12 protein-coding genes are annotated in these 12,725 nt (G+C 64.3%); 4 read left to right on the plus strand and 8 right to left on the minus strand.

Annotated features, from left to right (window positions below; translation table 11 throughout):
• Position 1 precedes the first annotated feature (1 nt).
• The 7 genes from rsd to OH705_RS00405 form a co-directional block, all read right to left on the minus strand.
• Entirely contained in the window at positions 2–472 is a 471-nt protein-coding gene (gene rsd / locus OH705_RS00375; RefSeq protein WP_094010920.1) for a sigma D regulator, read from the minus strand.
• 230 nt (positions 473–702) lie between these two features.
• Positions 703–1,200 carry a disulfide bond formation protein B gene (locus OH705_RS00380; RefSeq protein ID WP_023629193.1) on the minus strand — a complete coding sequence of 166 codons (498 nt, stop codon included), beginning with the start codon at positions 1,198–1,200 and terminating at the stop codon, positions 703–705.
• A 269-nt stretch (positions 1,201–1,469) separates the two neighbouring features.
• Entirely contained in the window at positions 1,470–2,708 is a 1,239-nt protein-coding gene (locus OH705_RS00385; protein WP_023629194.1) for a heme biosynthesis protein HemY, read from the minus strand.
• Positions 2,705–3,802 carry a uroporphyrinogen-III C-methyltransferase gene (locus OH705_RS00390; RefSeq protein WP_038707044.1) on the minus strand — a complete coding sequence of 366 codons (1,098 nt, stop codon included), beginning with the start codon at positions 3,800–3,802 and terminating at the stop codon, positions 2,705–2,707. The genes OH705_RS00385 and OH705_RS00390 overlap by 4 nt, the downstream gene beginning before the upstream one ends.
• A 46-nt stretch (positions 3,803–3,848) precedes the next feature.
• The gene (locus OH705_RS00395) at positions 3,849–4,619 is read right to left on the minus strand and encodes a uroporphyrinogen-III synthase (RefSeq protein ID WP_267300527.1); all 771 of its coding nucleotides are present in this window, start codon (positions 4,617–4,619) and stop codon (positions 3,849–3,851) included.
• Complete coding sequence (hemC, locus tag OH705_RS00400) at positions 4,616–5,557, minus strand: hydroxymethylbilane synthase (protein ID WP_104444698.1); 942 nt, start codon at positions 5,555–5,557, stop codon at positions 4,616–4,618. Before hemC ends, OH705_RS00395 begins: the two co-directional genes overlap by 4 nt.
• 183 nt (positions 5,558–5,740) lie before the next feature.
• Positions 5,741–6,490: a LytR/AlgR family response regulator transcription factor gene (locus OH705_RS00405; RefSeq protein WP_023630910.1), complete on the minus strand. Its 750-nt coding sequence runs from the start codon at positions 6,488–6,490 to the stop codon at positions 5,741–5,743.
• 296 nt (positions 6,491–6,786) lie between these two features.
• Here OH705_RS00405 and argH point away from each other — a divergent pair, with 296 nt between their 5' ends.
• Positions 6,787–8,181, plus strand: a complete 1,395-nt coding sequence (argH, locus tag OH705_RS00410) for an argininosuccinate lyase (protein ID WP_267300529.1) — start codon at positions 6,787–6,789, stop codon at positions 8,179–8,181.
• 95 nt (positions 8,182–8,276) lie between these two features.
• On the opposite strand, the gene OH705_RS00415 is transcribed toward argH, so the two are convergent.
• Positions 8,277–8,939 (minus strand): glutathione S-transferase, encoded by a 663-nt coding sequence (locus tag OH705_RS00415; protein WP_267300530.1) that lies wholly within the window; start codon positions 8,937–8,939, stop codon positions 8,277–8,279.
• A gap of 146 nt (positions 8,940–9,085) precedes the next feature.
• Here OH705_RS00415 and OH705_RS00420 point away from each other — a divergent pair, with 146 nt between their 5' ends.
• From OH705_RS00420 to OH705_RS00430, 3 genes are all read left to right on the plus strand, one after another.
• The gene (locus OH705_RS00420) at positions 9,086–9,388 is read left to right on the plus strand and encodes a hypothetical protein (protein WP_023630907.1); all 303 of its coding nucleotides are present in this window, start codon (positions 9,086–9,088) and stop codon (positions 9,386–9,388) included.
• A gap of 51 nt (positions 9,389–9,439) precedes the next feature.
• Positions 9,440–9,691: a TIGR02647 family protein gene (locus tag OH705_RS00425; protein ID WP_267300531.1), complete on the plus strand. Its 252-nt coding sequence runs from the start codon at positions 9,440–9,442 to the stop codon at positions 9,689–9,691.
• Between the two features lie 168 nt (positions 9,692–9,859).
• Entirely contained in the window at positions 9,860–12,724 is a 2,865-nt protein-coding gene (locus tag OH705_RS00430) for a class I adenylate cyclase (protein ID WP_267300533.1), read from the plus strand.
• The last annotated feature ends 1 nt before the right edge of the window (position 12,725 follow it).

Here is a 12,725-nt window from a genome sequence, read left to right on the forward strand (position 1 = left end):
ATCAGGCCTGCACCGCGTCTTCTTGCTTGTGGGCGTTGTGCAACACCTCGATCAGGCAATCCTCCAGCTCGAAACGCTCGTGCAACAGGCCGCCGAGTTTGGCCAGTTTCTCGGCAAAGCGCTCGGTATCCCTGCACTCACCTTTCTCGCAATGATCATTGAAAGCCAGGGCGATCTGGGTGCTGTCATCAATGCGTGGGTTGATCTGCTTTGCCAGCTCCAAGGCACCGGTATCACCAAATGCCTTGGCTTCACTGACCAATTGCTCGCTGACTTCGAAGTGCCAGGCCGAGACATAGTCAACCAGCACCGCGCAGAAATCGCGGTTCTTGTCTTTGTCGGCAAACGCCGGCTTGGCATCGCGCAGGGCGCGGAAGGCTTGCACCAACTCCTGGCGCTCCTCCAGCCACCGATCGATCAGCTTGTGAACACCGCCCCAGCGTTCCTGGGCGTTCTGGCAACTATCGAGCATGGCGATCTCTTCCCTTCTGGGTAGATGCCGCTGCACCTCGCGACACAACACCGTGGCACAAAGGTGACATCAGCAAACGGCATCGAGCAGTTGTATTTTCGGTATGCGTGCTGGGAGATTATTCCCGAGCGACCTGCCCTTCAAGGTACGCAGCAGACAAAGTTCATACAAGCGTTTAATCCCTCTGCCAGCCACCGCTGGTCGCGCAATCCCCGGCTCGTTGCGCTGGATCAAGCCAACGTGCCGCGGCGCAATCGATACACCACTAGCCACGACAGCGGTTGCGCGGCAAGTAACAGAAACGCCAGCAGGCTCCATTCAGGTAAGGTCAGGTCGAGAAAGCTCCAGTTGACTGACACACATTCCGGGGTACCCATCAGGAACGTTCGCAATATCTCGGCCCAAGGGCGTTCCATCAGATGCGCCAGCGGCAGATGGCAACCACTGACCGGCAACGGTTCGGCCTGTAGCCAGACATGTCGGCTGGCCAGCAAAGCGCCAGCAACCGAGAACCCCAAGGCCAGCCACGCATGCACGCGCTGATGCCTGGCGTGGACGACTGCAGCCAGGCAGACCAGTGCATAGAGCCCCAGCATCAGCCGCTGGCTGAAGCACAGCGCGCAAGGGTCGAGGCCGACCAAGTTCTCGAGGCGAAACGACGCCACCAGCACAGCGACGGCGGCCAGGAAGGCGGGAAAGAAAAAGCTGCGCAGGCAGGCCAGCGACATGGGCGAAGGTGATCCGAAAAGAGGAGATGTGGTTTGAAACGGTAGAGGAAAGGAGCGCTTTGTATCAAGTCGCTACAGCACAGACAAGTCGCTGAATGGATAGGGAATCATTTTCACAGAAAGTGGGAATGTTCTGACGCGAACGAAGGAAAATTCAGCGCCTTCCAGTTGCACATCTCACGCCGGGAGCGAGCCTGTCAGCGAGCGCCGCTGCCAGGCACAACCCACAAGGCCAATGTATTCTGCACGGAACGAATCCAGGCCTGCCTTCAGGCCCGAACCCCTTCCGGCAACGGCAATGCCAGCAAACGTTCATCCAGCAGCCCCAAGCCCTCCTGGAACAACTGGTTGCTGCGCTCGGTCTCGCCCAGCCCGGCCAACAGCCGCGCCAGCTCAGCGCAAGCCTCTGGATTACGCTCCATGCGCAGACTGCTCTCCAGGTAATCCCGGGCCTTGCCCCACAGACGATTCTGCAGGCTCAGCCGGCCCAAGGTAAGCAACAGACTCGGGTCCTGAGGATGCTCCTTCAGCCAACCTTCAGCCGTTTGCAGCTGGCGGGCGGGATCATCACCGCGCACCAGCCCATACAAACGTGCCAGATGGCTTTCATAGCCGCGCTTGAGCGCGCTGCGCAATACCTGCTCGGCCTCACCCTGTGCACCGACCTGGCGCAACTGCTCGGCATAGGCCGAAACCAGTTGCGGCTCCTGACGCTGGGCGTTGGTCAACTGCTGCCAGGCACGCTCGAGCGCTTGGCGAGCCGTCTGCGGATCCTCGCCCCGAGTGCTCGCCAAGCCCAGGTTCTGGCCCCACGCACGCTGCTCCAGACCGGCGAGCTCGTTGGCCGGCAGCACCTTGTGCTTGCGCAAATCCGGCAACAGCCGAATCAGCGCCGACCAGTCCCCACGCTCCAGGTGCAGGCGATGCAGCAGGCGCAGCACCTGCGCATTGTGCGGGTGGCGCTCCTGCATAGCCTGCAGGGCTTCCAGCGCGCCTTCATTCTCGCCACGGTCCATTTGCAACTGGGCATGCGTCAGTGCAACGGCTAGCTCAGCCTGGGGCTGGCGTTCCAGGGCCCGTTCGAGCAATTGATCACGCTCCTCCACCTTGCCCAACTCATTGGCCGCGCGAGCGGCGCCGAGGTAGTAGAGCAATGGCTGGCGATCGGATTCTGCGGCACGCTGCAGATGGCGCTGAGCACTCGCCCAGCGTCCCTCGGCCAGGTCCAGTTGCCCCTGCTCGACAGCGATGCGTTTGCGACGGTTACGGTTGCGCCGTGACCAAGGGTTGACCACCCCGGAGGACGTCAGCACAAGCCCGACGAGGTAACGCACCAGCAGCAGCGAGAGAACAATCCCGACCAGCGCGCCAATCGCCGCCCACAGCCCCGACTGGTAGCGGAAGCTACCGTAGGCAATCAGCACGTAGCCGCTGTGCTTGGCAATCGCGATACCCAGCGCCGCGGCGATGACGATCGCCAGCACTGCCAGCAGGTAGACGCGCTTCATGGCTTGGCCCCCTCGTCGACTGGCAGGTGGCGGCGCTGGATGTAGGCCTGCACTGCTGCCAGGCTTTCGCTCAGGTCAGGGGTGACCACCGACACCGGCTGTTCGGCCAGTTGATTGAGGCTGTCGAGCATCGCCTTGCTCTGCGGGTTGTCCGGGTTGAAGTTGGCCAGCAACACGCTGCGCGCATCGTCCAAAGCCTGGGTGTAGACCTTGGCTTCGCCATTGAGCGCTGCCCATTGGGCCTGCTCGATGGTCAGGCTCAAGGCCAGCCGCAGCTGGTTGAGCGACTGGCCGGACAGCAATGGCCGGACGTTATCGTCGGCATTGAACTCGATCTGGAAATACTTGGAGATCTCCGCCCACCATTGCGACCAGCGGCTGGCGCCGTCGCCATCGGCCGTCAGAGCGCCCATGGCATCGGCCTGGCTGTCGAACTCCGGCGACTGGGCGCTGAGCTGCTGGACCAGCTCGCGCTGCGCGGCAAGCTTGAGGAACAGACCGGTACGGTCCGGCTGCTGGGTACTGGACAGCGTCGCCAGGCTGCGTGCCAACTGCTCGCGGGCAGCGAAAGCGCCTGGGTCGCTCTGCTCACGAAGAATCTCATCGGCGCCCTCGACCAACGCCTTGGCGCTGGTAATGTCCTGCAATGCAGAGAGGCGCAAGGTCGCCAGCCGCAGCAAGTGCTCAGCCTCGGCCAGACGCCACTCCTTGCGGCTTTCGCCCAGTACCGTCTCCAGGCGCTGGCTCAGGCGTTGCTGGTCGCCCTGCAGTTGCGCCACAAGGCGACGACGGTCCTCCAGTTCACTGGCTGCTGGCAGGCTGGCCAGTTGGGCGCTGAGCTGCTGCTCCCGCTGCTGCAGTGCATCGGCACGCTGATTCAGGGCTTGCAGGTGTTCGCCCTGCCCCTGCTCGCTGCCTTGCAGTTGGCGAACCTGCCAGACGCCCCAGCCGCCGACCGCGACGCCAGCGGCGCCCAGCAGCAGCGCCAGCAGCGCCAAGCCGTTGCCGGAGCGTCGGGCGGGCTTGGCGGTGGTAGGTTCCGGCGCTTCGAGCGCCGAGGGTTGTTCGGTGTTGGACAAGACAGTTTCGCTCACGTATCCATCCTTTGCATGGTGGCGCATCGCTTTCTAGCTTAGCGCCTTAAGGGGCAGGCGCAGCGGTACGCTGCACGGCTGCCAGCAAGGCCGTGGCGCTCGCGCCACGACAATCCACAATATCCAGCGCCCCGAGTGCACGGGCTTGTTCGGCTACCCGTGGGCTGGGCACGAACAACGGCAATCGAGAAAACCGCGGCCAGTCCGCACCCGCCAGTCGATGCAAGTGTTCAAGACCCTGCCCACTGCTGACCACCAGGCCATTGAGGCGTTCCCCATCGATGCTTCGAGCGAGGGTTCCGGTAGGGTAGTCGGGCAGGCAGCGGCGATACAATTCCAGATAATCGACACTAGCACCTTGCTCGGCAAGACGCTCTGCCAACAGTTCACGACCGCCGAGGCCGCGCACGATCAGTACGCGAGGCCTCGCTGACGCGGCAATAGCCTCGCGCAAGGCGGGCAGCCCGAGCAAGGCCTCGCTGTCGTCACCGGCCGCTGGAAAGACCACTTGCAGCCCATGCTCCTGAAGAATTCGCGCCGTCGCCTCACCTACTGTGAACCAACCTGCGCAAGGCGGCGTCACTCCCGCCTGGGCGAGCTGGTCCAGCAGCAGGCGGGCCGCCGGCTTGCTGACCACGATGATGGCCTGAACCTCGGCGATCGTCCGCAGGTGCTGCATCTGCAACGGCTCCGGCGCGAGTGCCTCGATAACCAGCAACGGCAGGCTGGCACTGGCAATACCCGCGTCGGCCAGCGTCTGCGCCAGTGCCGCACAGTCCTCTTCAGGGCGGGTCAGCAGCAGGCGCCAGGGGCTCACGGGTGGCCGGCCTCGCCGTAGACTTCCTTGAGGATCGCCTCGGCGCCCTGCCCCAGCAGGTCTTCGGCGACCTGTACGCCCAGGGCCTCGGCATCCACGCGCGCAGCGCGGGCTTCGGCCACCAGCAAGGTGCCACCGGAGGGCTGGCCAACCAGGCCACGCAGCCACAGCTGTTCGCCTTCAAGCACCGCATAGCAGGCGATCGGCACCTGGCAGCCACCATTGAGGCGCTTGTTCAGGGCACGCTCGGCCACCACCCGGTCAGCGGTGTCGGCATGGTGCAGCGGCGCCAGCAGGGCATGAATCTCGGTATCGGCGCTACGGCATTCGATCCCCACCGCACCCTGGCCACCAGCCGGCAGGCTGTCATCGACACTGATGGAGGCGGAAATGCGGTCCTCGAAGCCGAGGCGGATCAGGCCGGCAGCGGCAAGGATGATGGCGTCGTATTCGCCGGCATCGAGCTTGGCCAGGCGGGTATTGACGTTGCCGCGCAGGAAGCGGATCTGAAGGTCGGGCCGACGCGCCAGCAATTGCGCCTGGCGACGCAGGCTCGAAGTGCCGACGACACTGCCGGCCGGCAGGGCTTCGAGATTTGCGAAGGTGTTGGAAACAAAGGCATCGCGCGGGTCTTCACGTTCACAGATGCAGTACAGGCCCAGGCCTTCAGGGAAGTCCATGGGCACGTCTTTCATCGAATGCACGGCGATGTCGGCTTCGTTGTCGAGCAGCGCGGTTTCCAGCTCCTTGACGAAGAGGCCCTTGCCGCCGATCTTCGCCAGCGGCGCGTCGAGCAGCTTGTCGCCACGGCTGACCATGGGCACCAGGGTCACGACGAGGCCTGGGTGCGCCTGTTCCAGGCAGGCTTTGACATATTCGGCCTGCCACAGGGCCAAGGCACTTTTACGGGTGGCAATGCGGATTTCGCGAGTGGACATGAAACGCCCCGAACCAGAGAAATGCCGCCGATGATAACAGCTCCTCCGGGCGTGCCCGCAGATTCAGATCAGCAAAGCGCCACGCGGGAGCGGGCTTGATCCGCGATCGCGATGGCGGGCATTACACCTCATCGCGGGGCAAGTCGGGTCGCCGCATCGCCGCTCCCACGCAATCAAAGGGTTTCAGTGCAAGGACTGCATCATCTTGCGCACCCCGGCCACATGCCGCCGGCTGACGGTCAGGGCATCGCCCTCGAGCCCCTTCAGATAGAGCTGGAAATGCCCCAGCGGCGTGCGCTGCAGCCGTTCGATGCGCTCACGGGCAACCAGCGCGTTGCGGTGAATACGCACGAAACGCTCGCCGAACTCGTCTTCCAAGGCCTTGAGCGGCTCGTCGAGCAGCACTTCGCCTGCCTCGTGGCGCAAGGTCACGTATTTGTGATCTGCGATGAAATAAATGACCTGCGGAATCGGGATCAGCTCGATGCCCTTGCGGGTACGGGCACTGATGTGGCTGCGCGGCCCGCCGCCGGCGTCACCCGCTGGGCGAGTCAGCGCGGCCAGTTGCGCGCGGTTGGGCTTTTCGGCCCGGCGCAGCGCGTCACGCAACGCCGGGAGTTGGATGGGCTTCTCGACATGGCTCAAGGTGCTGTCCTTGAACGCTTCGCTGCCGTATTCGTCGTCGCCGGTGCAAAACACCACCGCAGGCGGCGATTCGCGCTCGCACAGGCGGGCCGCGACCTGCAGGCCATCAAGGCCAGGCATGCCGATGTCCAGCACCACCACGTCTGGCTTGAGGCTTTCGATCAGGGTCAGGGCCTCCTCGCCGTTGGTGGCGCTGGGCTCCATCACGGTGTAACCCTCCAGCTCGCCAAGCAGCCGGCTCAAGCGCTCGCGCGCCTGGGGTTCATCATCAACGATCAGGACATTCATAATTGCGCTGGATTCCTGAGTGAGTCTCGCACGGGTATAGCGTAGACAAATGTGGGCGACCGAAACGCGGTCACGCTACAGACCGGTGCGAAGGCCAAAGATTCACTGGCCTGGCAGATTTGCCGCCAGCCCTTTGTCCAACTGTAGACGCTCCTTGGAACGCTGCCGTTCAATCGTTGAATATGCCGCACCCCCAGGTTACCGGGTGATTCTCACGACCAGCGCCCTGCGGCGGCGGACGCAACCCTGCTATGATCGGCGCCACTTTTCCGTTCACGCCTTCAACGAGTGAATCCATGAGCACCGACAAGACCAATCAGTCCTGGGGCGGCCGCTTCAGTGAGCCCGTCGACGCCTTCGTCGCCCGCTTCACCGCCTCGGTCGATTTCGACAAGCGCCTTTACCGTCACGACATCATGGGTTCGATCGCCCACGCCACCATGCTGGCGCAGGTCGGCGTACTCAGCGACGCCGAGCGCGACACCATCATCGATGGCCTGAAGACCATCCAGGGTGAGATCGAGGCCGGCACCTTCGACTGGCGCGTCGACCTGGAAGACGTGCACATGAACATCGAGGCGCGCCTGACCGATCGCATCGGCATCACCGGCAAGAAGCTGCACACCGGTCGCAGCCGCAACGACCAGGTGGCCACCGACATCCGCCTGTGGCTGCGTGACGAGATCGACCTGATCCTGGCCGAGATCACCCGCCTGCAAATGGGCCTGCTGGAACAGGCCGAGCGTGAAGCCGAGACCATCATGCCCGGCTTCACCCACCTGCAGACCGCACAGCCGGTGACCTTCGGCCACCACCTGCTGGCCTGGTTCGAAATGCTCAGCCGCGACTACGAGCGCCTGGTCGACTGCCGCAAGCGCGCCAACCGCATGCCCCTGGGCAGCGCCGCGCTGGCCGGCACCACCTACCCGATCGACCGCGAGCTGACCTGCAAGCTGCTGGGCTTCGAGGCCGTGGCCGGTAACTCGCTGGACGGCGTCTCGGACCGCGACTTCGCCATCGAATTCTGTGCCGCCGCCAGCATCGCCATGATGCACCTGTCGCGCTTCTCCGAAGAGCTGGTGCTGTGGACCAGCGCGCAATTCCAGTTCATCGACTTGCCTGATCGCTTCTGCACCGGCAGCTCGATCATGCCGCAGAAGAAGAACCCCGACGTACCGGAGCTGGTGCGTGGCAAGAGCGGCCGCGTGTTCGGCGCCCTTACCGGCCTGCTGACCCTGATGAAAGGCCAGCCGCTGGCCTACAACAAGGACAACCAGGAGGATAAAGAGCCGCTGTTCGACGCCGCCGACACCCTGCGCGACTCACTGCGCGCCTTCGCCGACATGATCCCGGCGATCAAGCCCAAGCACGCGATCATGCGCGAGGCGGCCCTGCGCGGCTTCTCCACCGCCACGGACCTCGCCGACTACCTGGTGCGCCGCGGCCTGCCGTTCCGTGACTGCCACGAAATCGTCGGCCACGCGGTGAAACATGGCGTCGACACTGGCAAGGACCTGGCCGAGATGAGCCTGGAAGAGCTGCGCCAGTTCAGCGACCAGATCGAGCAGGACGTGTTTGCCGTGCTGACCCTGGAAGGTTCGGTCAACGCCCGCAACCATATCGGCGGCACCGCGCCGGCGCAGGTGCGCGCGGCCGTGGTGCGCGGCAAGGCCTTGCTGGCTTCGCGCTAAGCGCTTCTGCCAGATCAATCGCGGGGCAAGGCCGCTCCCACGCCGCCTGTGCAAGGAGACGTGGGAGCGGCCTTGCCCCGTGATCGTTTCCGGCCTTAGCGCTTGCCGCTTTTGACCATTTCGAGGAACGCCGGCATCGCCGCATCCTTGTCCGCCACGATCCGCGCCATGTGCGGGTTCTCACCCAACAACTGCAACAGCGCCTTCGCTTCCGGGAAATCCGCCAGGAAGTCGATGCTCAGCACCTTCTTGCCCACCGCACAGGCCAGGTCGACCGAGAAACCGAACATCAGGTCGGCGATGGTCAGCTGCTCACCGGCCGCATAAGGCGCAAACTTGCCATTGCGCTTGAGAGTGGCAAAACCCGCCAGCAGGTCGGCCCGCGCCCGCTCCTTGATCAGCGGCTCCACCGCCGCGCCGAAAAACGCCTCGGCATAGCAGGTACGCGCCGGCAACTCGATATACAGCTCGATTTCCCGCAGCAGCTCGCGCACCTTGGCCTGCCCGAAGGCATCGGCCGGCAGCAGCGCCTTGCCCGGCTGGGTCTGCTCGATGTAGTCGAGGATGACCCCGGTCTCGCTGATGAAACCGTGCTCGGTCTGCAGCACCGGCACCTTGCCACGGGGGCTGATGGCCAGGGCTTGAGGCAACTGGCCGCCGAAGAACGGCACCTCTTCGAAGGGCACGCCTTTCTCCAGCAAGGCCAGCTTGACCATGTTGTAGTAGTTGCTGACCGCGAATCCATGAAGCTTGAGCATTGAGACAGCCTCCAAGGCCGTATGGGGTTGGCCCGGCTGTTATAGCTCCCTTGCCCACCCTTGGCCAGTGCCATGCCCGGCGCTGATGGCCGGGCATTGCCAGCGCAAGCGTGGCACACTGTGTGCCTCACCACAGGAGCACCGCCATGAGCGAACCCCAAGACATCGACAACAATGATGAAGAAGACTTCGCCGAGGCCACCCTGACCCAGGCGATCGAGAACCAGATCGAAAGCGGCGAGCCGCCAGCCGCCAAGGCCACCTTCAACAAGCTGACCCTGGTCGGCTACGAGCGTGAAGACATTCTCAACCTCATGGCCCACGTGCTGGCCATCGAGATCGACGCCATGCTCGACGAAGATCGCCCGTTCGATACCGAGTGGTACGAAACCGCCCTGCGCGCCCTGCCGGAGCTGCCACCTGAGGCGGATCAAGGCGGTATCGAATAAGCCTGACTACACTCCTGACTTCCATCCTTGTCTCGAAGTCAGGAGTTGCCCATGCCTTTTACCCCCGAACTGATCGCCGAACTGGAAGTCCTTTCCCAGTTCAACCTGGACAACCACCAGGAAGGCATCAAGGTCAGCAGCGACGCCTCCCCCGCCCTGGTCGCCGCCGCCACGCGCCTGCATGACAAAGGGCTCACCGACCAACCCGATGGTGGTTACCTGACCAGCCTCGGTATCGATGCCGCTGAAAGCGTCCGGCTTTTGCTGACCATCCTCAAATCAAAATCCGCCCAGCCGGCCTGAACCCCTGCTCCCGCTCCTGCAACTCGGCAGACCTGCAGGAGCGGGCTTAACCGTCGATGGCTTGCACAGGCGTTGCAAATCTGACGTCAAAAAGCCAGCAACCCCTTATCCGACCGCGCCACTCAGGCTAAACTCGCCAGTGCTTCCCCCGGCCTGCCTGAGCGCGCAATGAACCACCCCCACGAAATCCGCCCCGACCTGGAACAAGGCATCGACCGCAAGGAGCTGGCCAAGCTGCGCGCGCGCTTCCTGCAGATCAACCAGGGCCGTCTGGCACGGGCAATGGAAGGGTTATCCACACGCCAGCAGCAGGTCCTCACGCTGCTGCCGCTGTTCTTCCACGTCAATCATCCGCTGCTGCCAGGCTATGTTTCCGGCACCACCCCCGCAGGGGTCTCCGGTTTCGAGCCCGACGACGAGCTGCTCGCCGAAGCCCAGCGCCTGACCCGCTCGTTCACCTACAAGCCACGCCACGGCAAGCCGCCGCAGCCGATCCACGGCCTGTTCCTGATGGGCAGCCTCGGCACGCTGGCCCAGGCCGAGCAGAGCGACATGGACCTGTGGGTGTGCCATGCGCCGGACCTGGAGGTGCAGGCCGTGGCCGACCTGCGACGCAAGTGCCAGCTGCTCGAAACCTGGGCGGCCAGCCAGGGCGCCGAAGCCCATTTCTTCCTGATCGAACCCCGGGGCTTCGTCCAGGGCGAGCGTGACAGCCAGCTCAGCTCCGACGACTGCGGCACCACCCAGCATTACCTGCTGCTCGACGAGTTCTACCGCACCGCCCTCTGGCTGGCCGGACGCACGCCACTGTGGTGGCTGGTGCCGGTGTACCAGGAGCACAACTACCGCGACTACACCCAGACCCTGCTGTCCAAGCGCTTCATCCGTGCCCAGGACGACCTCGATCTCGGCCACCTGGCGCATATCCCGTCGGGCGAGTTCATCGGCGCCGGGCTGTGGCAGCTGTTCAAGGGCATCGACTCACCCTACAAGTCGCTGCTCAAGCTGCTGCTCACCGAGGCCTACGCCAGCGAACACCCGCAGGTGCGCTGCCTGAGCCTGGACTACAAGCAGGCCGTGTTCGCCAACCAGCTTGACCTGGATGAGCTCGACCCCTATGTGATGGTCTACCGCCGCATCGAGCGCTACCTGCTCCTGCGTGACGAGCCGGCACGCCTGGAACTGGTGCGGCGCAGCCTGTATCTGAAGGTGAACAAGAAACTCGGCGACCTGGGTCGCAGCCGTAGCGGGGGCTGGCAGCGCCAGTTGCTGGGGCGCCTGACCGAGGAATGGGGCTGGGACGAACGCCAACTGGCGCTGCTCGATAGTCGCAGCCAGTGGAAAGTACGCCAGGTGGCCGTCGAGCGCCGAGAACTGGTGGCCGAGCTGAACCACAGCTATCGCTTCCTGACCCAGTTTGCCCGCCAGCAGAACGCCAACAGCCGGGCCGACCAGCGTGACCTCAATGTGCTTGGCCGCCGCCTCTACGCCGCCTTCGAGCGCCGTGCCGGCAAGATCGAGGTGATCAACCCGGGCATCGCCCCGGACCTGGCCGAGGACACCCTCACCTTGGTGCAATCACCCAACCGCAAGGAACCGGGCACACACCACTGGGGGCTGTACAACGGCAACCTGGGCGTACACGAGTGGGAGCACTTCAGCCCGATCAAGCGCTGCCGCGAACTGCTCGAACTGCTCACCTGGGCCCACCGCAATGGCGTGATCGACAGCAGCACGCGCCTGGCCTTGCACCCGGGCGCCAGCGACCTGAGCGAGTTCGAGCTGTTCAACCTGATCGGCAGCCTGCAGCAGAGTATTCCCCTGCCTCTGGAGACAGTCAGCGAGGTGCGCCTGCTGCAGCCGAGCGTGGCCGACGAGATCCTGCTGCTGGTGAATGTCGGCGTCGACCCGCTGCGCCATCACCGCGACCTGAACATCCTGATGACCACCGAGCGCACCGACTCGCTCAGCTACGCCGGGGTGCGCGAGAACCTGGTACTGACCCTCGACCAGATCACCCTCAACAGCTGGAACGAGGTGCTGGTCCAGCGCTACGACGGCGAGCATGCGCTGGTGCGCTGCCTGCGCGACTTCCTTAACAGCCTGGGCCAGCGCAGCCATCGCCCGCGGGTGCGGGTGCGCTGCTATTGCCACAACCGCGCCCAAGCCATCAGCCAGCGGGTCGAGGAGATTTTCGACACCGTGCAACTGCTGCTCGACCAAGGCCTGAATCACCGTTATTTGCTACAGGTGGCCCAGCACACCCACATCCTCGACTTGCAGCCCGGGCAGGTCACCTTGGCCAGCCTAGCCGACCACGACGCCGTGCTGGCGGCGCTCGGCGAGGAGCGCAGCAGCTACAGCCCATTGCACCTGGACACCCACGCCCTGCAGGACCACGACCTGCCACTGGTCCTGGCCCAGGGCCAACCCGGCTGCATCCAGGTGTTCTACCGTCTGCTCGAAGGCTGGGCCGACCTGTACGTGCTCGACGAGCACAACGCGCTCTGGCAGCAGCGGCTGCCGCAACAGGACGAGCCGCACCTGCTGCTGCCATTGCAGCGCTTCCTGCAAGCGATGGTGATGCGCCGCGATGCCCTGCTGCCCTTGGACAGCCTGCAACAAGCATCGCTGGACATCCTCTACTACCAGTTGCTGCCATCCGGTCCAGGCAAGGCGCGCAGCCTGGAACCCAGGCCGGCACCTGCGGACAGCCAGAACCAGGCCTGTTTCGAGGTCCAGGCGATCCTCCAGGCCGGCACGGGCGATGAGGTGCACGTCACCCTTTACTGCGACCAGCAGGAGTTTTCCGAACTGGAGCATGGCGACCAGCTGTATGCCGTGGTCGCGCGACAGATCCTGCGCCAGCGTCGCGGCAGCGGCAGTTACCGCTGCTACATCACCGACCTCGACCTGTCCGAACTGCTGGAGGACGAGCAAGGGTCCACCAGCCTCTGCCTACGCTACAAACGCGAACTGGAACAGGCACTCAACGATGGGCTGCAACAGCTGCAGGCGCGGCTGGAGCCCTGAT

The organism is Pseudomonas sp. BJa3, from assembly GCF_026343815.1.
Classification (GTDB): Bacteria; Pseudomonadota; Gammaproteobacteria; order Pseudomonadales; family Pseudomonadaceae; genus Aquipseudomonas; species Aquipseudomonas soli.